This window comes from Micromonospora sp. NPDC048887 (genome assembly GCF_040649715.1).
Classification (GTDB): Bacteria; Actinomycetota; Actinomycetes; order Mycobacteriales; family Micromonosporaceae; genus Micromonospora.
The window spans coordinates 35,110-60,881 of the sequence record NZ_JBEZGA010000009.1; the positions used below are offsets into that span (position 1 = coordinate 35,110).

General features: G+C 72.7%; 24 protein-coding genes and 1 riboswitch. Of the genes, 14 read left to right on the forward strand and 10 right to left on the reverse strand.

Translation table 11 applies throughout. From position 1 onward, the window contains the following. Positions 1-32 precede the first annotated feature (32 nt). From AB0C17_RS15830 to AB0C17_RS15855, 6 genes are all read left to right on the forward strand, one after another. Positions 33-734: a MerR family transcriptional regulator gene (locus tag AB0C17_RS15830; RefSeq protein ID WP_357387445.1), complete on the forward strand. Its 702-nt coding sequence runs from the start codon at positions 33-35 to the stop codon at positions 732-734. 213 nt (positions 735-947) lie between these two features. After that, positions 948-1,412, forward strand: coding sequence for a bifunctional nuclease family protein (locus tag AB0C17_RS15835; RefSeq protein ID WP_091577612.1), 465 nt, complete (start codon positions 948-950; stop codon positions 1,410-1,412). Between the two features lie 157 nt (positions 1,413-1,569). After that, positions 1,570-2,157: a MerR family transcriptional regulator gene (locus tag AB0C17_RS15840; protein ID WP_357387443.1), complete on the forward strand. Its 588-nt coding sequence runs from the start codon at positions 1,570-1,572 to the stop codon at positions 2,155-2,157. A gap of 436 nt (positions 2,158-2,593) precedes the next feature. Beyond that, positions 2,594-2,983 carry a group 1 truncated hemoglobin gene (locus tag AB0C17_RS15845; RefSeq protein ID WP_194803355.1) on the forward strand — a complete coding sequence of 130 codons (390 nt, stop codon included), beginning with the start codon at positions 2,594-2,596 and terminating at the stop codon, positions 2,981-2,983. Positions 2,984-2,985: 2 nt separating this feature from the next. Further along, a complete protein-coding gene (locus AB0C17_RS15850) occupies positions 2,986-4,161 on the forward strand; it encodes a globin domain-containing protein (RefSeq protein WP_357387441.1) in 1,176 nt (391 codons plus the stop codon). Further along, positions 4,158-4,838: a DivIVA domain-containing protein gene (locus AB0C17_RS15855; protein ID WP_357479068.1), complete on the forward strand. Its 681-nt coding sequence runs from the start codon at positions 4,158-4,160 to the stop codon at positions 4,836-4,838. Before AB0C17_RS15850 ends, AB0C17_RS15855 begins: the two co-directional genes overlap by 4 nt. A 49-nt stretch (positions 4,839-4,887) precedes the next feature. Here the strand turns inward: AB0C17_RS15855 and AB0C17_RS15860 are convergent, their stop codons facing one another. Continuing rightward, a complete protein-coding gene (locus AB0C17_RS15860; RefSeq protein WP_357479071.1) occupies positions 4,888-5,538 on the reverse strand; it encodes an NAD(P)H-binding protein in 651 nt (216 codons plus the stop codon). Between the two features lie 82 nt (positions 5,539-5,620). Here AB0C17_RS15860 and AB0C17_RS15865 point away from each other — a divergent pair, with 82 nt between their 5' ends. Then, positions 5,621-6,463 (forward strand): NAD-dependent protein deacetylase, encoded by an 843-nt coding sequence (locus AB0C17_RS15865; protein WP_357479074.1) that lies wholly within the window; start codon positions 5,621-5,623, stop codon positions 6,461-6,463. Between the two features lie 57 nt (positions 6,464-6,520). Continuing rightward, a riboswitch (glycine riboswitch) is annotated at positions 6,521-6,611 on the forward strand. A gap of 73 nt (positions 6,612-6,684) precedes the next feature. Further along, complete coding sequence (gene gcvP / locus AB0C17_RS15870; protein ID WP_357479076.1) at positions 6,685-9,507, forward strand: aminomethyl-transferring glycine dehydrogenase; 2,823 nt, start codon at positions 6,685-6,687, stop codon at positions 9,505-9,507. Between the two features lie 94 nt (positions 9,508-9,601). Here the strand turns inward: gcvP and AB0C17_RS15875 are convergent, their stop codons facing one another. Beyond that, a complete protein-coding gene (locus tag AB0C17_RS15875) occupies positions 9,602-9,802 on the reverse strand; it encodes a DUF5999 family protein (protein ID WP_013286363.1) in 201 nt (66 codons plus the stop codon). 123 nt (positions 9,803-9,925) lie between these two features. Between AB0C17_RS15875 and AB0C17_RS15880 the strand changes: the two genes are divergently transcribed. After that, complete coding sequence (locus AB0C17_RS15880) at positions 9,926-11,113, forward strand: chorismate-binding protein (protein WP_357479079.1); 1,188 nt, start codon at positions 9,926-9,928, stop codon at positions 11,111-11,113. Positions 11,114-11,205: 92 nt separating this feature from the next. Here AB0C17_RS15880 and pip read toward each other — a convergent pair whose 3' ends face one another. Continuing rightward, positions 11,206-12,156: a prolyl aminopeptidase gene (pip, locus tag AB0C17_RS15885; RefSeq protein WP_357479081.1), complete on the reverse strand. Its 951-nt coding sequence runs from the start codon at positions 12,154-12,156 to the stop codon at positions 11,206-11,208. Between the two features lie 48 nt (positions 12,157-12,204). On the opposite strand from pip, the gene AB0C17_RS15890 reads away from it, so the two are divergent. Together AB0C17_RS15890 and def are read left to right on the forward strand one after the other, a co-directional pair. Next, the gene (locus AB0C17_RS15890) at positions 12,205-12,702 is read left to right on the forward strand and encodes a MarR family transcriptional regulator (protein WP_357387427.1); all 498 of its coding nucleotides are present in this window, start codon (positions 12,205-12,207) and stop codon (positions 12,700-12,702) included. Between the two features lie 21 nt (positions 12,703-12,723). Then, on the forward strand, positions 12,724-13,233 hold the full coding sequence (gene def / locus AB0C17_RS15895; protein ID WP_357387425.1) for a peptide deformylase: 510 nt from the start codon (positions 12,724-12,726) through the stop codon (positions 13,231-13,233). Here the strand turns inward: def and AB0C17_RS15900 are convergent. Both AB0C17_RS15900 and AB0C17_RS15905 read right to left on the reverse strand, forming a co-directional pair. Beyond that, entirely contained in the window at positions 13,213-14,016 is an 804-nt protein-coding gene (locus AB0C17_RS15900) for a GNAT family N-acetyltransferase (protein WP_357387423.1), read from the reverse strand. The genes def and AB0C17_RS15900 overlap by 21 nt on opposite strands. Continuing rightward, positions 14,001-14,774: a TSUP family transporter gene (locus AB0C17_RS15905; RefSeq protein ID WP_357387421.1), complete on the reverse strand. Its 774-nt coding sequence runs from the start codon at positions 14,772-14,774 to the stop codon at positions 14,001-14,003. Before AB0C17_RS15905 ends, AB0C17_RS15900 begins: the two co-directional genes overlap by 16 nt. A 174-nt stretch (positions 14,775-14,948) precedes the next feature. Between AB0C17_RS15905 and AB0C17_RS15910 the strand changes: the two genes are divergently transcribed. Next, a complete protein-coding gene (locus AB0C17_RS15910) occupies positions 14,949-15,728 on the forward strand; it encodes an endonuclease/exonuclease/phosphatase family protein (protein WP_357387419.1) in 780 nt (259 codons plus the stop codon). Positions 15,729-15,731: 3 nt separating this feature from the next. On the opposite strand, the gene AB0C17_RS15915 is transcribed toward AB0C17_RS15910, so the two are convergent. Both AB0C17_RS15915 and AB0C17_RS15920 read right to left on the reverse strand, forming a co-directional pair. Continuing rightward, the gene (locus tag AB0C17_RS15915) at positions 15,732-16,598 is read right to left on the reverse strand and encodes a tetrahydrofolate dehydrogenase/cyclohydrolase catalytic domain-containing protein (protein ID WP_357387417.1); all 867 of its coding nucleotides are present in this window, start codon (positions 16,596-16,598) and stop codon (positions 15,732-15,734) included. Between the two features lie 93 nt (positions 16,599-16,691). Beyond that, a complete protein-coding gene (locus AB0C17_RS15920) occupies positions 16,692-17,711 on the reverse strand; it encodes a hypothetical protein (protein WP_357479084.1) in 1,020 nt (339 codons plus the stop codon). 126 nt (positions 17,712-17,837) lie between these two features. Here AB0C17_RS15920 and AB0C17_RS15925 point away from each other — a divergent pair, with 126 nt between their 5' ends. Continuing rightward, positions 17,838-18,860 (forward strand): beta family protein, encoded by a 1,023-nt coding sequence (locus tag AB0C17_RS15925; protein WP_357479087.1) that lies wholly within the window; start codon positions 17,838-17,840, stop codon positions 18,858-18,860. Here the strand turns inward: AB0C17_RS15925 and AB0C17_RS15930 are convergent. The 3 genes from AB0C17_RS15930 to lanKC all read right to left on the reverse strand — a co-directional run bounded on the left by AB0C17_RS15930 (position 18,850) and on the right by lanKC (position 24,915). Next, entirely contained in the window at positions 18,850-19,845 is a 996-nt protein-coding gene (locus tag AB0C17_RS15930) for a tyrosine-type recombinase/integrase (RefSeq protein ID WP_357479090.1), read from the reverse strand. The two genes, AB0C17_RS15925 and AB0C17_RS15930, sit on opposite strands and share 11 nt — an antisense overlap. A gap of 879 nt (positions 19,846-20,724) precedes the next feature. Next, entirely contained in the window at positions 20,725-21,990 is a 1,266-nt protein-coding gene (locus tag AB0C17_RS15935) for an MFS transporter (protein ID WP_357387409.1), read from the reverse strand. A gap of 315 nt (positions 21,991-22,305) precedes the next feature. Further along, positions 22,306-24,915 carry a class III lanthionine synthetase LanKC gene (gene lanKC / locus AB0C17_RS15940; RefSeq protein ID WP_357387407.1) on the reverse strand — a complete coding sequence of 870 codons (2,610 nt, stop codon included), beginning with the start codon at positions 24,913-24,915 and terminating at the stop codon, positions 22,306-22,308. Positions 24,916-25,201: 286 nt separating this feature from the next. On the opposite strand from lanKC, the gene AB0C17_RS15945 reads away from it, so the two are divergent. After that, positions 25,202-25,771: a hypothetical protein gene (locus AB0C17_RS15945; RefSeq protein ID WP_357387405.1), complete on the forward strand. Its 570-nt coding sequence runs from the start codon at positions 25,202-25,204 to the stop codon at positions 25,769-25,771. The last annotated feature ends 1 nt before the right edge of the window (position 25,772 follow it).

Genomic DNA, 25,772 nt, shown 5'->3' on the forward strand with positions numbered 1-25,772 from the left:
CGCCGTCCGGGGCGGCGCGGGCGCCTGCGCTGATGAGTATCGGCGAGGTGCTGGCGCAGTTGCGGCCGGAGTTTCCGGACGTCACGATCTCGAAGTTGCGGTTCCTGGAGGCCGAGGGCCTGGTGGAGCCGCAGCGGACGCCGGCGGGTTATCGGAAGTACGGCTGGGACGATGTGGCGCGGTTGCGGTTCGTGTTGACCGCGCAGCGGGATCAGTATCTGCCGTTGCGGGTGATCCGGGAGCAGCTGGCCCGGTGGGACGGGTCTGGCCCGTCGCCGGGGCGGGGGCGGCCGAACCTGGTGGCTGTGGGTCCGGGTGGTGAGGTTCCGGGCCGGGAGCCGGGGGAGTCGGCCGAGTCGTCGGAGGTGCGGCTGGACCGGGCCGGTCTGATCGCTCGTAGTGGTGTTGACGAGTCGACGCTCGCGGAGTTGGAGCGGCTGGGTGTGCTGGTGTCGGATCCGCCGGGGTGGTACGACGCGGATGCGTTGATCATCGCGAGTGCGGTGGCGGGTCTGGCGGCGTACGGGTTGGAGCCGCGGCATCTGCGGGCGTACCGGTCGGCGGCGGATCGTGAGGTCGGCTTGTTCGCGCAGTTGGTGGCGCCGTTGGCGCGGCAGAGTGATCCGGCGGCGCGGGCTCGGGCGGCGGAGACGGCGCGGGAGCTGGTGGCGTTGTCGCAGCGGTTGCACGCGGCGTTGCTGCGGGTGGGGTTGCGGTCGACGTTGGGCCGGTGAGGTCGGTGCGGAGGGCCGGGTGCCGTTACGGCGTCCGGCCCTTCGTCGCGTGTGGGCGCGGAAAGATCTGCTTGGTGGCGCGTGTCGTAGGCTTGCCGGGGTATGCCCGTCCGGCGAGGCGTGGTGCACGTAGCGCGTGGGACTCCCGTGTCCTGGTCCGTGTACCGTGCAGGGAAGGGCGCGGTGCAAGGTGACGACGACACGGAGGCGGCGGTGCGCGAGCTGAGCGTGGTCGGAGTTCGGGTGGAGCTGCCCAGTAACCAGCCGATCGTCCTGCTGCGGGAGGTCGAGGGGGACCGCTATCTGCCGATCTGGATCGGCGCGGTCGAGGCGACGGCGATCGCCTATGAGCAGCAGGGGGTCAAGCCGGCCCGGCCGTTGACGCACGATCTGCTGCGGGATGTGCTGGCGGCGTTGCAGGCGCCGTTGCGGGCGGTGGAGATCACCGAGTTGAAGGAGAACGTGTTCTACGCGGATCTGCTTCTGGGTGACGGGGTGCGGGTGTCGGCGCGGCCGAGTGACTCCATCGCGTTGGCGTTGCGGGTGGGTGCTCCGATTCGTTGTGCGGAGCAGGTCCTCAGCGAGGCGGGGATCGTGATCCCGGACGAGCAGGAGGACGAGGTGGAGAAGTTCCGGGAGTTCCTGGATCAGGTGCGTCCGGAGGACTTCGCGGGTTGAGGCGTGCCGGTGCGTGGTGTCGCCGGGTGGTGGCGCGGCGTGTCGTGGTGTCTCCTGCGGGTGAAGTGCGGGGGGCGGCGTTAGGGTTGCCGTGTCGAGTGGTGCGCGTACGGGGAGTCGGCGCGGCACCGCCACGGGCGCGGGGAGGTTGGTCCGGATGCACGAGCCGCGGGATCCTGGTCCGAGTGTGGAGCAGCAGCAGGCGGGTGTGGGGGCCGATCCGGCCGGTGACGGCGAGGTCGGTTATCGGGGTGTGACCGCGTGTTCGGCGGTGGGCATCAGTTACCGGCAGCTCGACTACTGGGCGCGTACGGCGCTTGTGGTGCCGAGTGTGCGTGACGCTTCGGGTTCGGGGACGTCGCGGTTGTACTCGTTCCGCGACCTGGTGGTGTTGAAGGTCGTGAAGCGGCTGCTGGACGCCGGGGTGTCGTTGCAGAACATCCGGAAGGCGATCGAGGCGTTGCGGTCGCGTGGGGTGGACGATCTGGCGGGCATCACGTTGATCTCCGATGGGACGACCGTGTACGAGTGCCGGTCTCCGGAGGAGGTGGTCGACCTGTTGCAGGGCGGCCAGGGGGTGTTCGGCATCGCTATCGGTGGGGCGTTCAAGGAGATCCAGGGTTCGTTGTCGCATCTGCCGGCGGAGCCGGTGGGTGGGCAGGAGCCGGCGGCCGCGGCGGAGCCGGAGGCCGAGCCGGTGGGTGACGAGTTGGCGGCGCGACGGGCCCGGCGTCGGGCCGGGTGACCTGCGTCGCGTCTCGTTGACGGGATCGCGCCGCGCCCGAAAAAGGGTGTGGCGCGATTCGTGTTTCGGTGACGGGGTGTGCTCCTTCCCGGTGGCCTGCGGGGTGTGTGCGGCGCGATTCGAGCAGGGCGTGAATGTCCGCAGGTCACTGCCGCTGCCCACGCGATGTCCGAAAAGGACGGTACGTCGTTCGTGTTCACCTGCTGTCGCCGCCTGGTTGCTCTTTGTTCATCGACCTCGCCCCGGTTGTTGACTGTCCGTAGTTGACAGTTCTCGGGATCCAGACAGGGTGGGCGTGAACTGGCGCGTCGGGCACGCTATGGTCCGTTCCGGTCGTCGGCGTGTCGAGATCACGGCGGAACGCTGTGTGACGCCGCGCCGGACGGCGAACCCCTGCCGCGGCGCTGACCGCGGACCCCTGCTGGAAGGACCGAGCATGACGGTGACGAGCGAGACCACCCCGATCTCCCACTACGAGCGCATCGGTGGCGCGGCGGCGGTGAAGGCCGCTGTGGAGCTGTTCTACGACAAGGTGCTGGCCGATCCTGATCTGGCCGGCTACTTCGCCGACGTGGACATGGTGGAGCAGCGGCGGCACCTGGCGTTGATGCTGGCGGTGGTGCTGGGTGGCCCGAACGAGTACGCGGGCCGCGGGCTGGACGAGGCGCACCAGCCGTTGAACATCACGGGCGAGCACTACGCGAAGGTCGGTGAGCACCTGACCGCGACGCTGGTGGAGCTGGGCGTGCCGGCGGACGTGATCGCCGACGTGCAGGTCGTGCTCGGGCAGGTGCGGGAGCAGGTCGTGTCGGCGGGAGACGCCTGAGCGTGGACGTCGCACGGCTCAAGCAGAGCTGGTCCCTGGTCGCCGCGCACGGCGACCAGGTGCCGCTCTACTTCTATTCGACGCTGTTCCTGTCGCATCCGGAGACGCGGCAGATGTTCCCGACGAACATGGCCGGGCAGCGGGACCGTCTGGTGGCGGCGTTGGGGCATGTGGTGTCCCACGTGGATCAGGTGGACCGGCTGGTCGGGTTCCTGCGGGACCTCGGCGCGGATCACCGGAAGTTCGCGGTGCGCGCCGAGCACTACCCGGCCGTCGGTGAGGCGCTGCTGGCGACGTTGCGGCACTTCTGCGGTGAGGCGTGGACCGAGGAACTGGCCGCCGACTGGACCGCGGCGTACGGGCTGGTCGCGCAGGTGATGACGGAGGGCGCGCAGGCCGCGGAGTCGCAGTCGCCGCCGTGGTGGGTGGCGGAGGTGCTGACCCACGAGCAGCGCACGTTCGACGTGGCGGTGCTGACGGTGCGTCCGCAGTATCTGTTGCCGTTCCGGCCGGGCCAGTCGATCGGGGTGTCGCATCCTGCGGTGCGGTCGTGGCGGTACTACTCGCCGGCGAACGCGCCGCGTCCGGACGGCACTGTGGAGCTGCATGTGCGGGCCGCGCCGGGTGGTGTGGTGTCGTCGCGGCTGGTGTACGGGTGCGCGGCCGGTGACCAGATCCATCTGGCGTCGCCGGTGGGGGACCGGTTGACGTTGTGGCAGGCCGGGTCGTCGGATCTGCTGCTGCTGGCCGGTGGCACCGGCTGGGCGCCGGTGAAGGCGCTGGTGGAGCAGGTCGCGGCGGAGGGTTCGGGGCGGCGGGTGGACCTGTATGTGGGTGCCCGTTCGCGGACGGAGTTCTACGACAGCGAGGCGATCGACAAGTTGGCGGCGACGCATCCGTGGCTGCGGGTGTCGTACGTGGCGGGGGCGGAGCCGGGGCGGCCGGGGGAGCCGGTGCGGATCGCCGACCGGGCGCTGGCCGACGGGGACTGGCGGTCGCGGCATGTGTACGTGTGCGGGTCCGACGAGATGGTGGGTCATTCGGTGGCGGCGTTCGCCGCTGCCGGTTACGAGCCGGGCCAGGTGCATCACGAGGGTTACGGCAAGCACTGGTACGGCCCGGCGTGGCGGACGATGACCGGCGCCGACGGGCCGGGAACAACGGAGGTGAGCCGGTGAGCGCGGGCCCGATCAGTGGTTACGACGCGCAGCAGGTGTCCGGTCCGGTGCAGGTGCGGTTGACCGCCGACCGGGTCCGGCGGTGGGAGTTCGGGTCGGCGGCGTTCACCCGGCGCGGTTACGACCAGACCGATGTGGACCGGTTCCGGTTGCAGGTGGCCGACGAGCTGGATCTGCTGGCGGCGCAGGTGGCGAACCTGCGGGCGGAGAACGAGCGGCTCAACGACCATCTGGAGCTGCACCGGCACGGGGTGATCCCGAGCGCCGAGGCGGCGGTGGCGCCGGCGGCGAAGGAGGTCAACCTGTTGTCGGCGGCGCAGCGGGAGGCCGAGCAGATCATCGCGCAGGCCCACGACTACGCGCGCCGGGTCGCCGAGTACGCCCGTACCCAGTACGAGAGTTACATGCGGGCGGCGGCGGAGGAGGCGAAGCGGGAGGCCGAGCGGGCGGTGGCGGAGTACCGCAGCGCGGCCGGGAGCGGCTTCGACGACTCGGTGGCGGCGCGGGAGGCGCTGCGGATCTTCGGCGAGATGATGATCTCGCACATGCAGGCGGCGGCGCGGCACCTCGACGACGGCAGTGAGCAGTTGGCGCGCACGATGGAGCGGATCGCCCGGGAGCTGCCGCAGGGCGGTGGGGGCGCGCCGCAGCCGGCGTTGTCGCGTCACCAGCGTTGAGCGCCTGTCCCGGCCCGCCTGTCCCGGCGGGCCGGGACGTGCCGGCGGGTCAGACGGCGGCGATCGCCTCGGCGATGGGGCTGTCCCCGCCGACCAGTTCCAGGGTGTGCCCGGCGGTGGCCGGGGCGTACAGCAGGGCGAGCAGCACCCGGGCCACGTCGGCGCGGCTGATCGCGCCGGGTTCGACGTGCCGGGCCAGGGTGATGCGGCCTTCGGGTTCGTCGTCGGTGAGGCGGCCGGGCCGCAGCACCGTCACGTCGAGGTCCCGCGTGGTGACGTCGTCCTCGGCGGCCTTCTTGGCCCGCAGGTACGCCGCCCACACGTCGTCGGTGCCGTCGGCGGGGGCGGCGTCCACGCCCATGGAGGAGACCAGCAGGTAGCGGCGTACCCCGGCCTGGACGGCGGCGTCGGCGAGCAGCACGGCGGCCCCGCGGTCGACGGTGTCCTTGCGGTCGGCGCCGCTGCCGGGTCCGGCGCCGGCGGCGAACACGACCGCGTCGGCGCCGTGCAGGTGCGCGGCGAGGGTGCCGACGTCGGTGTGTTCCAGGTCGCAGACGACGGGTTCGGCACCGGCGGCGCGCAGCGCGGCGGCGTGGTCGGGGTTGCGGATGAGTCCGACTGCGGTGTCGCCGCGTCCGGCCAGTTCCCGCTCCAGCAGTTTGGCGATCTTTCCGTGGCCTCCGGCGATGACGACGCGCATATGGTCAACCTAGCCCGCCCGGGCGTACCCCGCCGGGTGACCGGCCTCGCCGATCACCGTGCCGGCGAGGGAGCATGGACGGGTGAGTGAGGCGTTCGAGGAGTTGACGCGGCTGGTGGCCGCCGGTGGTGTGGTGGTGCTCAGCGGCGCGGGCCTGTCCACCGAGTCGGGCATCCCGGACTACCGGGGGCCCAGCGGCGCGGCCCGGCGGCACACCCCGATGACGTACCAGGAGTTCACCCGGGATCCGCTGGCGCGGCGGCGGTACTGGGCGCGTAGCCACCTGGGCTGGCAGATGATCGCGCGGGCGGCGCCGAACGACGGGCACCGGGCGGTGGCCCGGTTGCAGGCGGCCGGGCTGCTCGGGGGGATCATCACCCAGAACGTCGACGGGCTGCACACGGCGGCCGGCGCGACCGGGGTGATCGAGTTGCACGGCCGCCTCGACGAGGTGACGTGCCTGGACTGCGGCAACGCCACCGGCCGCGACGAGCTGCACCGGCGGCTGTCGGAGGCGAACCCGGGTTTCGACGCCCGGGTGGCGCGTGTCAACCCCGACGGTGACGTGGATCTGCCCGACGAGGCGGTGACCGGGTTCCGCACTGTCGGCTGCGCGCTCTGCGGCACGGGCATGCTGAAACCGGACGTGGTGTTCTTCGGTGAGACGGTGCCCGCGCCCCGGGTCGCCGACTGTTTCGCCCTGGTCGAGCGGGCCCGGGCGCTGCTGGTGCTCGGGTCGTCGTTGACGGTGATGTCGGGGCGGCGGTTCGTGCTGCGGGCGGCCCGCCACGGCATCCCGGTGGCGATCGTCAACCAGGGTGTCACCCGTGGCGACGGGTACGCGGCGCTGCGCCTGGACGCGCCGCTGGGCGCCACGCTGTGCGCGCTGGCCGACCGGCTGGCGGCGGCCCCGGCGGCGGTGTGATCATCCCCCGGGACACGAGCCGGAAACACGCCCGCTGGTAGCGTGGAAGGTGCCGGTACCACCCACGTGGGAGAGACCGTCGATCCGACGGCGCCGAAGGGGCAGATTCTCCCCGGAACCTCTCAGGCAAAAGGACCACGTGGGCAGGCGCTGTGGAGCGCGTCAGCGCGACTCAGGGGGAGGCCGACCCGTCGACCTCGCCCCACCAAGGAGCGCAGCGCATGACCGCAGAGCAGTTCGCCGACCGGCACATCGGTCCCGGCCGCGACGACGAACGCCGGATGCTGGAGACCGTCGGTTACGGCTCCGTCGACGAGCTGATGGACGCGGCGATCCCCGAGGTGATCCGCTGGCACGGCACCCTGGACCTGCCGGCTCCGGCGAGCGAGCGGGAGGCGATCGCCGAGCTGCGCGCCCTGGCCGCCCGCAACACCGTCGCCGTGTCCATGATCGGCCTGGGGTACCACGGCACGCACACCCCGGCGGTGATCCGCCGTAACGTGCTGGAGAACCCGGCCTGGTACACCGCGTACACGCCGTACCAGCCGGAGATCAGCCAGGGCCGGCTGGAGGCGCTGCTGAACTTCCAGACCATGGTCACCGACCTGACCGGGTTGGCCACGGCGAACGCCTCCATGCTCGACGAGGGCACCGCCGCGGCCGAGGCGATGACGCTCGCGCGCCGCGCGTCCAAGAGCAAGAGCCCGGTGTACGTGGTCGACGCCGACGCGCTGCCGCAGACCGTCGCGGTGATCGCCAGCCGCGCCGAGCCGCTCGGCATCGAGGTGCGCGTGATCGACGTGGAGCGCGACGAGTTGCCGGCGGAGTTCTTCGGCCTGCACCTGCAGTACCCGGGCGCCTCCGGCGCGGTCCGGGATCACCGGGCGCTGGTCGAGGCGGCGCACGGCGTGGGCGCGCTGGTGGCTGTCGCGGCGGACCTGCTGGCGTTGACGCTGCTGCGCCCGCCGGGCGAGATCGGCGCCGACATCGCCGCCGGCACCACCCAGCGGTTCGGTGTGCCGATGGGCTTCGGCGGGCCGCACGCCGGCTACCTGGCGGTGCGTTCGGGCCTGGAGCGGATGCTGCCGGGCCGCCTGGTGGGGGTGTCCCGCGACGCCGACGGCAACCCGGCGTACCGGCTGGCGTTGCAGACCCGCGAGCAGCACATCCGCCGGGAGAAGGCGACCAGCAACATCTGCACCGCGCAGGTGCTCCTCGCGGTGATGGCCGGCATGTACGCCGTCTACCACGGCCCGGACGGGCTGCGCGCGATCGCCCGGCGTACCCACGAGGCGGCGGCGCGGCTCGCGGCCGGGCTGCGGGCCGGCGGCGTCGACGTGGCCGACGTGCCGTTCTTCGACACCGTCACCGCGATCGTGCCGGGCCGGGCCGCCGACGTGGTGGCCGCCGCGGCCGAGCGCAACGTGAACCTGCGGCTGGTCGACGCCGACCGGGTCGGCGTGTCGTGCGACGAGACCACCACGCCCGCGCACCTGGAGGCGGTGTGGGCGGCGTTCGGCGTCGACGGGTTCGACGGCGACGCCGGCACGGCCCTGCCGGACGGGCTGGCCCGCACGTCGGACTTCCTCACCCACCCGGTGTTCCGCAGCCACCACTCGGAGACGGCGATGCTGCGTTACCTGCGCCGCCTGGCCGACTTCGACTACGCGCTGGACCGGGGCATGATCCCGCTGGGGTCGTGCACGATGAAGCTCAACGCGACCACCGAGATGGAGCCGATCACCTGGCCGGAGTTCGCGCACCTGCACCCGTTCGCGCCGGACGCGCAGACCGCCGGGTACCGGGAGCTGATCGCGCAGCTGGAGGGCTGGCTGGCCGAGGTGACCGGCTACGACGCGGTCAGCGTGCAGCCGAACGCCGGGTCGCAGGGTGAGCTGGCCGGGCTGCTGGCGATCCGCGGCTACCACCGTGAGCGCGGCGAGGGTCACCGCGACGTGTGCCTGATCCCGTCGTCGGCGCACGGCACCAACGCCGCGTCGGCGGTGATGGCCGGCATGCGGGTGGTGGTGGTCGGCTGCGACGCCGACGGCAACGTCGACCTGGTCGACCTCGACGCGAAGATCGACAAGCACCGGGACGCGCTGGCCGCGATCATGGTGACGTACCCGTCGACGCACGGCGTGTACGAGACCGGCATCGCCCAGTTGTGCGCGAAGGTCCACGACGCGGGCGGGCAGGTGTACGTCGACGGCGCGAACCTCAACGCGCTGGTCGGGTTCGCCAAGCCGGGCCGGTTCGGGGCGGACGTGTCGCACCTGAACCTGCACAAGACGTTCTGCATTCCGCACGGCGGTGGCGGCCCGGGCGTGGGCCCGGTGGCGGTGCGGTCGCACCTGGCGCCGTTCCTGCCCGGTGACCCGCTCGGCGCGCGCGCCGAGCGGCGGCCGGCGATCTCGGCGGCGAACCACGGGTCGGCGGGGATCCTGCCGATCCCGTGGGCGTATCTGCGGATGATGGGCGCCGACGGCCTGGCCCGCGCCACCGGCGTGGCGGTCCTGGCGGCGAACTACGTGGCGGCGCGGCTGCGCAACCACTTCCCGGTGCTGTACGCCGGCAACAAGGGCCTCGTCGCGCACGAGTGCATCCTGGACCTGCGTCCGCTGACCAAGGCGACCGGCGTGAGCGTCGACGACGTGGCGAAGCGGCTGATCGACTACGGCTTCCACGCGCCGACGATGTCGTTCCCGGTGGCCGGGACGCTGATGGTGGAGCCGACGGAGAGTGAGGACCTGGCCGAGCTGGACCGCTTCTGCGACGCGATGATCGCGATCCGGGCGGAGATCGACAGGGTCGGCTCGGGGGAGTGGCCGGCGGGGGACAACCCGCTGTCCAACGCGCCGCACACCGCGGCGATGGTGTCCGCAGACGAGTGGCCGCACCCGTACCCGCGGTCGGTGGGCGCCTACCCGGCCGGCGTGGACCGGGCGGGCCGGTACTGGCCTCCGGTGCGGCGCGTCGACGGCGCGTACGGCGACCGGAACCTGGTCTGCTCGTGTCCCGCGCCGGAGGCGTTCGAGGACTGAGCGGCGGACGCCGGGGCGGTGGGCTGTCGCCGCCCCGGCCGGTGCGCCGGACGGTCGTGACCGGCGCGTACGCTCACTGACGCTGCGTGATCGCTCAGGCGACGAGGGCGTGGCGGGCCGGACCCCGGTGGGGGGCGATGGTGCGCCCGTCGGGGAGCAGCTCACCGGTGTCCTCGAAGACGATGACACCGTTGCAGAGCAGGCTCCAGCCCTGCTCAGGGAAGCAGGCGAGAACGCGGGCGGCCTCTCGGTCGGTCGCGTCGGCGGAGGGGCAGGTGGGCTGGTGCTGACACATCGGGTTCTCCGGACTGTGGGGGCACTGTGTCATGGTTCACATGACCAGTGACGCACAGTACCAAGGAAAACTGAGCGGCAACGAGCAAGGATGCGTCTTGTTCACCCAGAATGGGCTGAACGGATGACCCGTAACGGCCCGGACGTCGTGGAAGCGCTCCCACAGGTGGATGTCGATGTGCCCGGCGTCCCGCCCGGATGCCGCCGCCGCATCGTCGCCACCGCCCGCCTGCACTGGTCCGTCGGCGACCCCGGCGACCCCGCCGACCTGGCACAACGCTTCCTCGCCGCGCACGGCGTCGACCGCGCCGACCTGTCCCGCCCCGGCCGCCACGACCCCGACGCCGCGGTGTGCGGCGCCGCGCTGTACCTGTCCGCCGCCGCCGGCGCGTACGCCATCGGCGTGTCGCCCGGCGCGCCCAGCCCCGCGCCGGCGCTGCCCGACCTGGTCGTGGTCGTCTACCACCACACCGACCGTCAGGCGGCGCCCCGGCCGCCCACCCCGTGGCGGCTCGGAGGCTGGCGCGACAGCTGGACCCCGGCCGCGCACGCCGACGCCGTCGACGCGGTCCGCGCCGCCATCGCCCGCGGCGACGTCTACCAGGTCAACATCGTCGGCCACGCCGCCGCCGCCTACACCGGAGACCCGCTGCCCGCTCTCACCCGTCTCGCCGCGCTGCCCGGCGCCCGCTACGGCGGCACCCTGCACGGCCCCGGCTGGGCGCTCGGCTGCGCCTCCCCGGAAACCCTCATCGCCGTCGAGCACGGCCGGCTGGTCACCCGCCCGATCAAGGGCACCCGCCCGGCCACCGCCGCCGGACGCCGTGACCTGCTCGCCTCGGCCAAGGAACGCGCCGAGCACGTCATGATCGTCGACCTGGAACGCAACGACCTGGCCCGGGTGGCCCGTACCGGCTCGGTGCGCGTCGACGAGCTGTTCGCCGTACGCCGCTGGTGTGACCTGTGGCAGGCGGAGTCCACGGTGTCGGCGGCGCCCGCCGACGGCCTGGGCCTGGCCGACCTGCTGCGCGCCGTGTGCCCCGGCGGGTCGGTCACCGGCGCACCCAAACACGCTGCCCTGGCCCGCATCGCCGCGCTCGAGCCCGTCGGACGCGGCGCGAGCATGGGCGCGCTCGGCTGGGTCGGCCCCGACCGCCTCGACCTGGGCCTGACCATCCGCACCGCCGCCGCCGACGGTGACCTGCTGCACCTGTGGGCCGGCGGCGGCATCACCTGGGACAGCGACCCGGCCGCCGAGGTCGCCGAGGCCGCCGCCAAGGCCGCCCCGATCCGCGCCCTGCTCGCCGGCTGAGCGGTCGCCCGGCCTTTCGCGGCGGGTCCGGCAGCCGGCGCGCCGTGCGCGGCGGCGTGGGCTCCTCGGGCCGGTAGCGGCCGCCTGACCGCTCAGCCGGCGGCGGCGAAGGAGTCCAGGGCGGCGACCACCCGCTCGCCGATACCCTGCCCGCCGCCGTGGCCGCCGGACTCCACGATCTCCAGCCGCGCGTCCGGCCAGTCCCGGGTCAACTGCCACGCGATGTCCGGCGGGCCGCTGACGTCCAGCCGCCCCTGCACCAGCACCCCCGGGATACCGGCCAGGCGGCCCGCGTCGCGCAGCAGCTGCCCGTCCGGCTGGAAACCCCGGTTCGCGAAGTAGTGCGTCACCAGCCGGGCGAACCCGTACCGGAACACCGGATCGGCGAACCGGGGACTCGGCGCGTACCCGCCCGCCAGGGACACGTGCACGTCCTCCCAGTCGCACCAGTCCCGCGCCGCCCGGTCCCGCACCGCCGGGTCCGGGTCGGCGACCAGCCGGGCGTACGCGGCGGACAGGTCACCGTCGCGGTCGGCCTCGGGCACGCCGTCGCGGAACCGCGCCCACTCCTGCGGGAACACCCGGCCCATGTCCCGGGTCACCCACTCGATCTCGCGGCTGGTGTTGGCGACCACGCTGAACAGCACCAGCGCGCTGACCCGATCCGGGTGCCGCTGCGCGTACGCCAGGGCAAGGGACGACCCCCACGACGCGCCGCACAGCAGCCACCTGTCGATCCCCAGATGCGCGCGCAGCGCCTCCATGTCGGCCAGCAGATGCGCGGTGGTGTTCACCGACAGGTCGGTGGCCGGATCCGACGCCGGGGGAGTGCTGCGCCCGCAGCCACGCTGGTCGAACAGCACGATCCGGTAGGCGGCCGGGTCGAACAGCCGCCGCCAGGACGCGCCCGCCCCGGAGCCGGGCCCGCCGTGCACCACGAGCGCCGGCCGCCCGTCCGGGTTGCCGCACGTCTCCCAGTACACGTGCTGCCCGTCCCCGGCGTCCAACATGCCGTGCGCGTACGGCTCGATCGGTGGATACATCAGTGGCCTCCCCGAGTCAGATACAACAGCGCTGTTACATTAGTGGACGTGACCGCCCCCGACCGCGACGCCCTCGGCACCCTGCTACGCCACGTCCTGGACGTCCTCGACGGTGACGTCGCCGCCGTCCACGACCGGCTCGGCCTCACCGACTACCGGCCCCGCTACTCACCAGTCGTGCGCGCGCTCGTCGCCGACGGCCCGCTGCCCATCCGCGACCTCGCCGCCCGCGTCGGCGTCACCCACTCCGCCGCCAGCCAGACCGTCGCCCAGATGCGCCGCGCCGGCCTCGTCGACCTGCGCCCCGGCACCGACGCCCGCCACCGCATCGTCACCCTCACCGACCGCGCCCGCGCCCTGCTGCCCGCCGTCGAAACCGAATGGGCCGCCACCACCGCCGCCGTACGCCACCTCGACACCGAACTGCCGGTGCCGCTCGCCGACGAGCTGTACGCCGTCCTCGACGCCCTGCGCCGCCGCCCCCTGCGCGACCGCATCGCCGACACCGGACTCCTCGACACCGCAGCGGACACCCGGAACCGGTAAGCAACGGATAGCCTTCCGGGCATGACTATGCGCCCCATCCGGATCATCGGCGACCCCGTGCTGCGCACCCCCAGCGAACCCGTCACCAGCTTCGACGCCGAACTGCGCGCCCTCGTCACCGACCTGATGGACACGCTGCTCGGCGCACCCGGCCGCGCCGGCGTCGCCGCACCCCAGATCGGCGTCAACGCCCAGGTGTTCGTCTACGACGCCGACGGCCGGCGCGGCCACATGATCAACCCCACGCTGGAGGTGTCCGACGAACTCCAGGACGACGAGGAGGGCTGCCTGTCCATCCCCGGCCTGTACTTCCCGACCCCCCGCGCGCTGCACGCCACCGCCCACGGCTACGACCAGCACGGCGAACCGCTCACCGTCACCGGCAGCGGCTTCCTCGCCCGCGCCCTGCAACACGAGACCGACCACCTGCGCGGGCGCCTCTACGTCGACACCCTGCGCGGCGACACCCGCCGCCGCGCCCTGCGCGAGATCCGCGCCGGCCGATTCGACTCACCCAGCCGCGGCCGCTGACGTCAACGCGCACTCGGTGAACCCGGCCGCCCGGGAAAACCCCAACCGCTCGTACAGGCGCACCGCCGCCGCGTTGTCCGCCCGCACGTTCAACGTCACGTGATCCACCGACGTGAGCAGCCGGGCGCACAACGCCGCCACCACACCCGCGCCCAGACCACGACCCCGCACATCCGGATGCGTCGTCACGTTGCCCAGCGCCGCCACCCGCCAGCGCGGCGAGAACACGTGCACCCCCGCCACCGCCACCAGCCGGCCGCGCTCCCGCACCCCCACGTACTGGCCCGTCCGCAGCATCCGCGCGTCGAACCAGTTCCCCGGATACGCCACCGCGTACAACCCGGCCAGCTCCGCCTCGTCCGCCGGCCCCAACGGCTCACCCACCGCCGGCACCCCGGCCAGCCGCCCCGGATCAGTCAACGCCATCCGGTGATGCGCCGCCGCCTCCGACACCACGAACCAGCGGCCCACCGTGGCCTCCAGACCGGGGGACAGGTGCGCCCACATCCGCGCCGGCAACACCGGCGCCGCCTCCGCCAGCAACCCCGAAAGCTCCGCCACCCGATCCGGTGCCGCGAACGCCAGCAACGTCGGCAACTCGACCCCGTGATACAGCAGCACCACCTGGTCACCACGCCGGAACCAGGACGTGTACGGCCAGAAGAAATCGTCCAGATCACCCAACTGGTACGCGTGCAACACCGGATCCCGGCCCAGCAGACCCGCAAGCACCGCCCGGTCGTGCTCCGCCCGCACCGCCACCGCGATCAGCTCGCCGTCCACTGGTCGTAACCCAGCCGGGCCACCAGCGCCAGCACCACCACCAGCAACACCACCCGCACGAACCCGGCGCCGCGCTTCAACGCCATCCGCGCGCCCACCGCCGCGCCCACCACGTTGCACACCGCCATCGCCGCACCAAGCGTCCACCACACGTGCCCGGTCAACCCGAAAACCACAAGCGCACCCAGATTCGTGCCCGCGTTCACGACCTTCGCCATCGCCGAGGCGTGCACGAAATCCGAACCCAGAATCGCCGTGAACGCCAGCACCAGGAACGTGCCCGTACCCGGCCCGATCAGCCCGTCGTACAGGGCGATGCCCAGACCGGCCACCGCCACCGCCACCACCACCCGCTTCGGGGTCCGCCGCTGCGGCGACGCCACCACACCCAGCGACGGCCGCGCCAGCACGAACACCGCCACCGCCACCAGCACCACGAGCACCACCGGCCGGTACGCGCTGCCCGGCACCGCACCCGCCAACGCCGCACCCAGCCCCGCCGTCAGCACCGCCAGCCCGGCCGCCGGACCCGCCACCGCCCAGTCCAGCTTCGTGCGCCGCGCGTACGTCACCGCCGCCGTCGACGTACCGAAGATCGCCGCCAGCTTGTTCGTGCCCAACGCCGTCGCCACCGGCACACCCGGCGCCGCCACCAGCAACGCCGGCAACAACAACAGACCGCCGCCACCCACCACCGCGTCCACCCACCCGGCCAGGAGGGCAGCGGTCAGCAACGTCGTCAACGACAGGGCATCCACCGCCGCATTCTGCCCACGCCACCACCGGCCGCGAGGCACCCTGTGGCCAGCCTCACCGCCCCCGGCGACGCCGCAACCACACCCCGACCGACCCCACCGCCACGAACACCAGCATCGAACAGCACAACAGTTTCAGCACCCGGCAAGACTCCCACGACGACGTAGGGTGTCCAGGTGCGCCTGGCCACCTTCAACCTGCTGCACGGCCGATCCCTCACCGACGGGCTCGTCGACCCCGACCGGCTCACCGCCGCCGTCACCGACCTCGACGCCGACGTCCTCGCCCTCCAGGAAGTCGACCGCGACCAGACCCGCAGCGGCAAACTCGACCTCACCGCGGTCGCCGCCCGCGCCCTGCACGCCGACCACCACCGCTTCGCCGCCGCCGTCGTCGGCACCCCCGGCGAACAGTTCCGCCCCCTCACCCACGACGACGACGGCCACGGCGAACCCCTCTACGGCATCGGCCTGATCAGCCGCCACCCCGTCCGCTCCTGGCAGGTCACCCGCCTGCGCGCCGCACCCGTCCGCTCACCCATCTACGCACCCGGCCCCGGCGGCGGACTCGTCCTGCTCCGCGACGAACCCCGCGTCGTGCTCGCCGCCGTCCTCGACACCCCCCACGGCCCCCTCACCGTCGCCGCCACCCACCTGTCCTTCGTCCCCGGCTGGAACGTGTGGCAACTACGCCGCGTCGTCCGCGTCCTGCGTACCCTGCCCGCACCCCGGATCCTGCTCGGCGACCTCAACCTGCCCGCCGGACCCGCAGCCGCGCTCACCCGCTGGCAGCCCCTGGCCCGCCGCCCCACCTACCCGGCCGGGCAACCCCGCGTCCAACTCGACCACATCCTCGCCGACCGGCACGCGCTCGACCGGCTGCCACCCGTCACGGCCGTCCACACCCCGCTGGCCACCATCTCCGACCACCGGCCCCTCGTCGTCGACCTCGGCTGACGCTCAGCCCAGACCGCTCTGCCGCCGCGCCGCCTCCACCGCGTTACGGAACAACATCGCCACGGTCGTCGGACCCACCCCGCCCACACGCGGCGTGATCGCACCCGCCACCTCGGCACACGACTCGTCCACGTCCGGCAGCAGCCGCCGCCCCTCGTACCGCACCCCACCACCGACCACCACCGCACCCGGACGCACATGCTCCGGCCGCACGATCCCCGGCACCCCCGCCGCCGCCACCAGGATCTCCGCCCGCCGCGTGTACCGCGGCCAGTCCGCCACACCCGTGTGCACCACGGTCACCGCCGCGTTCGCCGTCGGCCGCTTCTGCGCCAGCAACATCGCCAACGGCCGGCCCAACGTCGCACCCCGGCCCAGGATCACCACCTCCCGGCCCGCCACCGGCACACCGTGGAACGCCAGCAACGCCTCGATCCCCGCCGGCGTACACGGCAACGGACCCGGCAACCCCAACGCCAGCCGGCCCATGTTCACCGGGTGCATCCCGTCCACGTCCTTGTCCGGATCCAGCTCCGCCAACGCCCGGTCGTAGTCCAGGTGACCCGGGATCGGATACTGCACCAGCACCCCGTGCACCGTCTTGTCCGCGTTGAGATCCGCCAGCACCGCGTGCAGATCCGCCTGCGACGCCGACGCCGGCAGAGGCACGTGCGGCGACGCGAAACCCAGCTCCGCCGCCTGACGCTGCTTGATGCGGATATAGCCCGCGCTCGCGTCGTCGTCACCCACCAGCACCGTCGCCAGCGCCGGCGTCACCCCCGCCGCACGCAACTCGGCCACCGACGCGGCGACCTCCGACAACACCCGCTCCGCCACCGGCGCACCCGGCAACAACCGCGCAGAAGACATACGACACCTCGCCCGCGAGGGCCCAGGCGGTCGACCCCCACGACGAGCTCCCCGATGGTTCACCCATCCCCGTGCCGCCAGTCGCGTTCCCCCTCAGCCTGCCACAGCCTCCGCCGCCACCGCATCCACCACCGCCTGCCAGCGCGGCAACGCCGCCAGCAGCGCGTCCGCCCGCAGCCGCCGATCCGCCGCCGACGCCACACCCATATCCGCCAGTACCGCCCCGAACGCCCGCCCCCGCTCCGGCCCCACCGCACCCAGCACCACATGACACCGCGCGTACGTCACCAGCACCCAGAACATCGCCTCTCGGGGCCGACCCGACGCGATCAGCTCAGCCGCACCGTCGAACACCACCGGACGCCCCGCCGCACCCAGATCCGCCCCGAACGCGAACCCCTCCCGCGGCAACCGCGACGCCTCGTCGAACAGCACCGCCAACCCGGCCAGATGCTCCCGCACCCGCGCCGCGTCCACACCCACACCGCCGCCGTCGAGCGTGTCCAGCAACCCCGCATACCGATCCTCGAACCCGAACCGCGACAACACCCCCTCCGCCCGCACATACCGCCGCCGCACCGTCGGATCCGCCAGCCCCGCCACCGCCGGCCACACCGCCAGCAACGACGTCGGGAACACCCACGCCAGCACCTGCTCCGCCGGCGACCCCGAGCCGCCGACCGCCCGCAATCCGTTCTCGATCCGCCGCCGCACCCCCGCACACCGCGCCCGCGCCCACACCGGATCCGCGAACCCCGCCGCCACCCGCTCCCGCACCGCGGCCAACCGCCCCGACGGATCCGCGATCACCCCATCGGTACGGAACATCGGCGCGAACACCCACGACCCCAGCACGTCCTCCGGGCCGCCCAACTCGTCCCACGTGATCGTGCTGACCTCCAGCAGCACCCCCCGGTGCACGAACTTGCCCACCTTCAGGCCGGGCTCCCGGCGTACCAGCAGCACGTCCACGTCCGACCACGGCGGCAGCACCGCGTCGTCGGGCAATCCCACAGTCGACCCGCTGAACAACGCCCCCTCGATCGACGGGTCGGCGCGCATCCGCTCCCGCACCCACCCGACCGCTACCGCCCGCGCCGCACCCACCCGCATCCGCCCGATCCTGCCAGCCCGGCAACGCGCCGGCCCACCCACTCCGCACACGCACGGTTGTCGATCGGCCACAGAAAGTGCAGCATCGATACAAGTGACTGTCGTCGAATCGTGTGGGGCGATGCCATGGCGGGCTACTATCCGATCCTCAAAGGCCGAAAGGCCGAATTCCAGGCCATCGACAACCTCGCTGGCGAACTCGCGCCACACATCATCCCGATCTTCGACGTCGTGCCCGACAAAGGCCCAATCGAAGACGCCAGCAAGTTCAGCGAACGCGTGAAGCAAACACTTCCTCCAGGCATGGTCATCGCCGTCGACGTGCGGCACCTGCCAGAACCGATGACCGGCACTCGCCGGCCACTCCACGACATCGCCGTCGACCTGGAAGCCTGGAGAATCTCAGCGCTGCCCGTCGTGCACCTGCAGGACACGGCCGAACAACTTGCGGACGTGCGTACCGCCGCCGCCATGCACGGAGGCGGCGTCGTACGAGTCACGGCCAGCCACGCCGAACCAGACGTCACCGAAATCGACGGTCGGCTCTCGCATGTGCTGGCTGTCATCGAGTTGCGCACCGAGGACTGCATCGTCGTCCTCGACGCCGCCGAGGTGCGCTCCGAACGGGATCTCACGAAGGCGGAACCCCTGCTCCGCAAGCACCTCGCGTGGACCCGACGCCATTACTGGAAGGACGTCGTCGTCGCCGCGGGTGCCATGCCCCCGAACCTCTCACAGGTTCCGGCTCATCGGGCGACCCCACTCCGTCGCTGGGACTTCGAGCTGTGGCAGCGGCTTCAGCAGCACGACGTCCGGTTCGCCGACTACGGCATCGCTCACCCGGGGGTGAGCGGCAAAGGCTGGGGACCAGCGCCGAACCTCCGGCACACCGGCAGCGATACCTGGTGGACGTACCGGACGACACGCGACGGCAAGGGCAACATCGGCATCTACGACATCTGCGAGGCGCTTGTGTCCGACGACCATTGGCCGGCCGCCGGACGGCACTTCTCCTGGGGGGACGAACAGATCGCCCTGCGCGCCGCAGGGCATGCCGGGACCGGCGGCGCCACGGATTGGATCGCCTGGGCAACGTCACACCACCTGGCCTACGTCGCCGCTCAGCTCGGCCTTACCGCTACCGCTTGAGTAACCCCGACAACGCCCGGTTGGTGCGGTTCGCCGCCACCGCCGCCCGCTGCTGACCCGCCGTCACCTCGATGTACGTCTGCGACGACGCCAACGACGCGTGCCCCAGCAATCGCATGATCTCCGCCGCGCTCGCCCCGTCCTCCGCCAACCGCGTCGCGAACGTGTGCCGCAACGCGTGCAACCGCGCGCCCCGCGGCACCCGGTCACCGATGCCCGCGCGCCGGTAACACGACTCCACCAGGTACTGCAGCCCGCCCCGCCGTAACGCCTCACCCTGCCGGTCCACCAGGAAAGGCGAGTCCGGCCGCACACTGCGCGACCCGAACCGGCGCCGCCGGCTGTCCAGATAACCCACAAGCACCCGGTCCACGGCGTCGTCGATCGGCACCGTGCGCGGCCGCCCACCCTTACCCGCCACGTCCACCCGCCGCTCGCCGTCGCGCCCCGCCACCGACGACACCCGCAACGCCAGCAGCTCCGACAGCCGCAGCCCCGCGCACAACGCCAGCGCCAGCACCGCCAGGTCGCGCTCCGGCCACGGATCGCGCTGCCGGCCTTCCGCGCGCGCCACCGCCGCCAGCAGTTCCTCCGGGGTGTCCTCGCCCCGCAGCGGCTTGGGCCGGGGGAGCGGCGTTCGGGGCCGTCCCACCGCCGGCATCGGATTTCCCGGTACGACGCCCTCGGCCACCAGGAACGTGAAAAAGCTGTTCCACGTCGACCAGGCACGATGGACCGACGCGGCGGCGCGGGGAGCGGCGAACCGTGCGAACGCCGCGCGCATCACCTTGGGGGAGAGCGCGGCGACCGCAAGACGGTCCAGGGGGAGGGGAGTGGTGTCACCGTCGGCGGCGACCAGTTCAGCCACTGTGGTCAGGTCTCGCCGGTACGCGGCCAGAGTGTGGGGGGAGGGCTTACGGGTGGCCCGGGCGGTCAGGAACTCCTTGATCAGACCCCCTACCGTTTCGTCCGGTTTGTCATGCATAAGGGATATTATGCATGATTCTCGCGTTCCTGTCAGGGGTCATTCCAGGGGGAGTGCCATCCGATCAACCAATGATCAACTCAACCTCGCCGAGGTGGCTGCATCCCGAGCGCTCCGATGCAGCCACCTCGGCGAACTGGCGACAGCGACGCCCGTCGGCGCTCGGGAGGCGCCGGGAGAGAGGGCGGAAGGGCCGGCACCCGCTCTGTTCCGGCGATCATGAAGTTGACCGGGAATCCTGTCCACTTTGTCGCCACCAACCTCATGATCGCCGGAATGGTGAAACGAGATGAGGGGGCGACGCCGGAGGACCGGTGTCGGTGGAGTTCGCGCCTCGGCGGGCTGCCGGGCGCGGTGAAAGCCCGGGCGACATTGCGCCCGTTGCGGACCAACGAGCCGACCGCGCGGTGGTCGGTAACCGCACCACGCTGCTTCTGCTGCGGGAGCCGTCGGTCCGTGGGAGCGAAGTTGGTGCCGCGTTCGGGGTGCGACGAGTGATCGGTTGAACGCCGGCACCGACCGGGCCCGCGTTAGGCGGTCAGCCGCCCGCGCGGGTGCTTGGGGAGACCCCCAAGCGGAACTTGACATAATGTAGATTATCGAACCCTGGTAACGAGGCCGTCCTCGACGCTGAGAGCGTCCGACAGCGCCTTCAACACCCCGGCCCAACAGTGGCCGGCCGGCACCAGCAACACCGACGCGGCTCTCCGCTTCCGGCCTGAGGTACAGCAGCGGAACCACGGTCAACTCTTGCGCAGCTTTACGCCGGCACCTCGTCCCTTGTGGCCTGGGACGGGAAGAATGTCGAGGCGTCCTCATGATCATCCGAACGTCCCGGCGCGGTTCTGAAGAACAGAACCGATGCCTCTCCCCTGTCCCTCAGACCGGCTGCGGGTCGCGGTGCTCGGCCTCCCCCGCCTCTTGACCGTCCTCGACAGACCGCAGGTCCGGCATGGCGCGCACAGCGGGTGCGAGGGCCGCGACGACGGCGAGCGCCAGCATGACGGCGGCGAAGCTGCCGAACACCACCGGGGCCGGTACCCGGTCGATGAGCAGACCGGACAGCGCCGGACCGAACGGCGCCACGATCAGCGCGATGAAGCTGGTGGCGGCGTTCGCCCTGCCCTGGAGCTCGCCGGGGGTCAGCAGGGTCTGGAGGGTCAGCATGCTGATGTTCGCCGCCGGTACGACCAGGACGCAGGCACCGGCGAGCGCGCCCAGGACCAGTCCGTTGTCGGTGGTGGCCATCGCGGTGGTGAGCACGCCGCAGGCCCAGATGACCGCGAGGATCAGCCAGCGGGTGGGTACCCGGGCGGTCAGCCAGGACGCGACGAGTGACCCGGCGACGGCGCCGAGCCCGACGCACGCCATGACGGTTCCGGCGGACAGGCCGGAGGCGCCGTTGCGGACCGGCACGACGATGATCGCCAGCAGCACGCCGGCGAATGCGAAGTTCAGGACGGCGCCGCTGAGCAGCGTGAACCGCAGTGAGGGGTGCCGCCACAGGAACCGGACACCGGCGACCGCCTGCCGGGGCAGCGACTCCCCCGGCGTGGTCAGGGTGCGGCCGAGCGGGCCGCGCAGCAGGGCCACGGCGATCAGGGAGACGGTGTACGAGATCGCGTCGACGAGGAACGGCAGTGCCGGGGCGAGGCCGAACAGGAAGCCGCCGAGGGGTGGGCCGGCCAGGTGGACGACGCCGTTGCGGGTCTCGTTGAACACGGTGGCCGTACGCAGGTCCCGGGCCGGGACGACGGCGCGGGTGGCTGCCGCGGCGGCGGGTTGCAGCGCGGCTCCGAGACCGGCGGTGGCGGCGGCGAGGAGGGCGAGCAGCAGGACGGGCGCGTGTCCGACGAGGGCGAGGAGGGTGACGCCGGTGACGGCGAGCAGCGCGCCGCCGTCGCAGCAGAGCATGAGGATGCGCCGGTCGCGGCGGTCGGCGAGCAGGCCGGCGGGCAGGAGTACGAGGACGAGGGCGATGCCTTCGGCGAAGGCGACGAGGCCGGCGTCGGTGGCGGAGCCGGTGGTCATGAGAACGAGGAGCGGTGTGGCGACGGCGGTGACCTGGGTGCCGAGTTTCGACGCGGTGCGGGCGACGGTGATGAGGAGGAAGTCGCGGTTGTGTCGCAGGCCGGTGGGTGGCATGAGGGCTCCGTGGGCGTGGTGGCGGGCGGGAGGTCGGCTCCACCGGGCGGGTTGACGGCGGACCCGGGCGGGGGCGGTTGTCGCCCCCGCCCGGGTCGCCAGGCGGATCAGGTGTGGCTGTCGCCACTGCCGTCTCAGCCGTTGCAGCAGGCGATGCTGATGCTGCTGGACTGCGGCGGGACCGCGTGGCGGGTGCCGTTCTGCGTGGCCATGGCCTGCAGGTTGAGGAGCTTCGTCATGGGGGTTCACCTCCTTCTCGGGTGTGGTGGGGCTGGCCGTCGGTGGTTCCGACGGGGTCTGTGGGCGCCGGCTGGTTCAGCTCGCGGCCAGGAGGTGGCCGGTGGGCGCGACGTGGGTGGGCGCGTCGAGGAAGGGCAGCGTGACTGCGGTGCGGTGCAGCGCGGCGTGGATCGCGGAGAGGATTCCGGCGCCGCCGGCGGCGAGGTCGGTGCAGATGCGCAGCAGGGTGTCGCCGGGGAACGCGAGGTGGCCGTCGAGGGCGTAGGCGTGCCAGGCGAGCCGGGTCAGGTGGGCCGGGGTGTGGCGGGGCGCGTCGTCGCGGACGAGGCCGGCGGGACCGTGCGGGGTGGTGCGCGGCGGGTCGTCGGTGAGCAGGGCGGTGGTGGCGAGTAGTCCGGCGCGGCCGTGGAAGAGGCCGGGTAGCAGGACGAACTCGACGTCGATGGTGCGGTGGACGGTGGTGACGATGTCGCGCAGCCAGGGGCGTTCGCCGTGGCGCAGCAGTGTGTGCGCGGCGACGGCGATGCCGGCGCTGCCTTCGTCGAGGTAGAACAGTCGCCGTGCGCCGTCGCGTACGTGCAGGTTGCCGTTGTCGTCGCGGACGGTGTGCTGCAGGTCGCGGCGCAGGGCGGTGCGGGCGGCGCGGAGCCAGGCGGGGTCGGCGGTGGCTTCGTGGAGGCGGGTGAGGAAGATCGCGGGGCCGGACCAGCCGTGGAGCAGGCCGGGGCGTGCGGGTTCGGGCACTGGGTGTCTCGTGTCGCCGGTGAGGGTGCGGGCGAGTCGGTCGCCGAGGTGCAGGGCGGCGTCGGGGACGGGTCTGCCGGGGCGGAGCAGGGCGAGTCCGATGCCGGCGAGGCCGCTGTGCAGGCCGGGGCCGTAGCGGTCGTGGAGGCCGGTGCGACATCGGTCGAGTAGTTCATCGGCGTCGTCGTGGTGTCCGGTCCGGTCGAGCAGCGCGGCGATGCCGGCCAGGCCGTCGTAGAGGCCGAGGTGGGCGGCGGGCAGGCGGTGGGCGGCGTGGGTGAGCCAGTCGAGGTGTTCGTCGCGTTCGGGGTAGTCGACGCCGGTGGTGACGAGTGCCCAGATGACGCCGGCGGCGCCGTGCGCGAGGGTGGCGCCGCCGTGCGGGAACTGGCCGGGGTCGCCGGGGAAGAGCCGGTCGGTGCGGTGCGGCGTGGCGGTGGCGCGGATGCCGGCGGCGAGTGAGGCGATCAGCTGGCGTTGGTCGGCGGGCCAGGGGTAGCGGGTGACGCGGCGGCGGCCGGGTGCGGACGGGGCCGGGTTCAGGGCGGTGTGCAGGTCGTCGCGGATGCGGTCGAGGTAGCCGGGTGGCAGGGGGAAGCGCCGGGCGACAGTGGTGAGGTCGTCGAACTTGTCGTCGCACAGCGCCGCGAGTGGTGTCAGTGGGACGAAGACGGCGAGGCGGAGGCAGGCGAGCGCGTATCTGTCGACGGCCGGGCCGCGGCGGATGCGGGGTGTGGCGAAGCCGGGGTCGCCGAGTGACGGGGTGAAGTCCTCGTCGAGCAGGTATGCCTGTTCGAAGTCGACGAGGACGATCCGGCCGTCGGGGCGGATCATGATGTTGGCGGTGTGCAGGTCGCCGAAGACCACTCCCCTGGCGTGTATCTGGGACAGGGCTGCCTCGACCTGGTCGATGACGTCGAGTGCCCAGGTGGTGTAGTCGGTCAGGTCCTTCTCGGTGGGGTCGGGGTGGATCAGGGGGTGCCGCATGGCGAGGTGGTGCTGGAGGGTGTCGCCTTCGACGTGCTCCTCGACGAGGAAGTGGTGTTCCCACCAGGTGAGGCGGTCGAGCAGTCGTGGGACGCAGTCGAGGCCGGCGAGCCGGCGCAGCATGTCCTCTTCGCGGCGCAGGCGGGTGAGCGCGTCGGTTCCGGCGCCGTCGAGGCCGGCGTGCGGGCGGGCTTCGCGCAGGACGACGGTGCGGCCGTCGCGCAGGTCGGTGGCGCGGTAGACGCCGCCGGCGTTGGAGTGGTGCAGGGCTTCCTCGATGCGATAGGGCGGTTCGTCGTCGGTCTGGGCGTCGACGGCGGCGATGTGTTCGGCGACGAAGTCGGGTACGGGGGCCCAGTCGGGCACGGTGAAGACGGGTTCGCGGCGGTCGGGGACGAGGGTTCCGTCGGGGCGGGTGACGGCGGGGACGGGCTGGTCGCCGTCGACGCACCACAGTTCGGCGAAGCCGCCGTAGCGCAGGTAGAGGGGGCCGTCGTGCCAGCGCAGGTCGCTGAGGACGTACGGGCCGCGGTAGCCGGCGAGGCGGGCGCCGAGGTCGTCGAGGATGCGGCGCAGGGCGGTGTCGTCGGCCGGGTAGAGGGCGGCGAGTTTGCCGCTTCCGGCGCGGTGGGCGTACTTCTCGTTGTTGACCAGGGCGAGGCGGCGGCTGCGCTGGAACTTGAAGGCGACGCGGTGGTTCACGCAGTGGTCGCGTACCAGGTCGAGGACGTCGGCGGCGTCGTCGAGGCCGACTGACACGTGGACTTTCCAGCCCTGCTGCGGCAGCTGGGCGTGCGGGGGGTGCCACATGACCCAGCCGCCGTGCTCGGCGACGCGCCAGCCGTCGGGCGGGGTCTGGTCGGCCAGCGGGAACCGGCTCGCCGTGTCGGCGACGTACGCCGGTGAGTCGACGTGGACCGGGTCGGCGATCAGGAACGCACCGGGCGTGGGCATGGCAAACCTCGCGGCCGTGACGGATGGGTTTGGGTGTCCGGGGGCGTTCGGTGTGTGGCCGTCGTCGTCCGGACTGGTTCCATCGTGGTGGTCGCCGGCGGGTGTTGGCGTCCGGCCGTGGGGCGAGGTTCGGGGTCCGTCCCGGCTGGGTGCCGGGTGGCGGGGGTCCGTCTGGAAGTGGACACCGGATGTCACCCGGTACGGGGACGTCCGGCGGGTCGGTGTGGGCCAGAATTTCTCGCGTACGCGGGCTGTCCGCCCGCAGTTCCTTCTGTGGAGGTCCGTGATGAGAACCGAGGTCCAGTCGCCGCCGGTGGTGGTGTTCCTGCAGGCGGAGCGGCCGGCCGGGTGGGTGACAGTGGCGCGTGGGGTGCCGCTGGACGGCCGGCGGTGTCTGCTGAGGACGGTGGGCGCGGGCCGGGCCCGGTCCGGTGACGCGGTGCGCCTGGTGGGTGTGGCCGGCGGGGACGCGTGGTCGCTCGCGGTCGCGGAGGTGTCGGTGCTGCACCGTGACGAGGCGGACCTGCTGATGGTGTCCCTCGCCGGTGAGACGGTCGCCGGCGGGTACGGCACTGATGCCTTGTCGGTGCGCCGGGTGCTGGCGATGCTCGCCGACGACGCGGACGGGCGGTGGCGGGTTGCTGCGGGCGCCGCGGCCGACGTGGTGGCGCCGGTGGTGCTGGCCGGGGCGGGCCGCCGGGGTGAGCCGGGCCGGCCGGCGGTGCCGGTTACCACGCACCGGGTGAGCGCGGCCACGCCGCCGCCCGACGGTGACGGAGGCGGTGACGACGACGGCTCTCCGCTGTCCTGGACGTGCCGGTTGTTCGGGATCGGCTGCCCCGCGGAAGACTCCTGAC

Coding starts and splice junctions, on each gene's coding strand:
- lanKC (WP_357387407.1), bottom strand. CDS start 24,915: ATGCCCACGCCCGGTGCGTTCCTGATCGCCGACCCGGTCCACGTCGAC.
- pip (WP_357479081.1), bottom strand. CDS start 12,156: ATGTATCCACCGATCGAGCCGTACGCGCACGGCATGTTGGACGCCGGG.
- AB0C17_RS15930 (WP_357479090.1), bottom strand. CDS start 19,845: ATGCATGACAAACCGGACGAAACGGTAGGGGGTCTGATCAAGGAGTTC.
- AB0C17_RS15935 (WP_357387409.1), bottom strand. CDS start 21,990: ATGCCACCCACCGGCCTGCGACACAACCGCGACTTCCTCCTCATCACC.
- AB0C17_RS15830 (WP_357387445.1), top strand. CDS start 33: ATGAGTATCGGCGAGGTGCTGGCGCAGTTGCGGCCGGAGTTTCCGGAC.
- AB0C17_RS15860 (WP_357479071.1), bottom strand. CDS start 5,538: ATGCGCGTCGTCATCGCCGGAGGCCACGGAAAGATCGCCAAACTGCTG.
- AB0C17_RS15920 (WP_357479084.1), bottom strand. CDS start 17,711: ATGCGGGTGGGTGCGGCGCGGGCGGTAGCGGTCGGGTGGGTGCGGGAG.
- gcvP (WP_357479076.1), top strand. CDS start 6,685: ATGACCGCAGAGCAGTTCGCCGACCGGCACATCGGTCCCGGCCGCGAC.
- AB0C17_RS15845 (WP_194803355.1), top strand. CDS start 2,594: ATGACGGTGACGAGCGAGACCACCCCGATCTCCCACTACGAGCGCATC.
- def (WP_357387425.1), top strand. CDS start 12,724: ATGACTATGCGCCCCATCCGGATCATCGGCGACCCCGTGCTGCGCACC.
- AB0C17_RS15945 (WP_357387405.1), top strand. CDS start 25,202: ATGAGAACCGAGGTCCAGTCGCCGCCGGTGGTGGTGTTCCTGCAGGCG.
- AB0C17_RS15880 (WP_357479079.1), top strand. CDS start 9,926: ATGACCCGTAACGGCCCGGACGTCGTGGAAGCGCTCCCACAGGTGGAT.
- AB0C17_RS15925 (WP_357479087.1), top strand. CDS start 17,838: ATGGCGGGCTACTATCCGATCCTCAAAGGCCGAAAGGCCGAATTCCAG.
- AB0C17_RS15875 (WP_013286363.1), bottom strand. CDS start 9,802: ATGTGTCAGCACCAGCCCACCTGCCCCTCCGCCGACGCGACCGACCGA.
- AB0C17_RS15915 (WP_357387417.1), bottom strand. CDS start 16,598: ATGTCTTCTGCGCGGTTGTTGCCGGGTGCGCCGGTGGCGGAGCGGGTG.
- AB0C17_RS15840 (WP_357387443.1), top strand. CDS start 1,570: ATGCACGAGCCGCGGGATCCTGGTCCGAGTGTGGAGCAGCAGCAGGCG.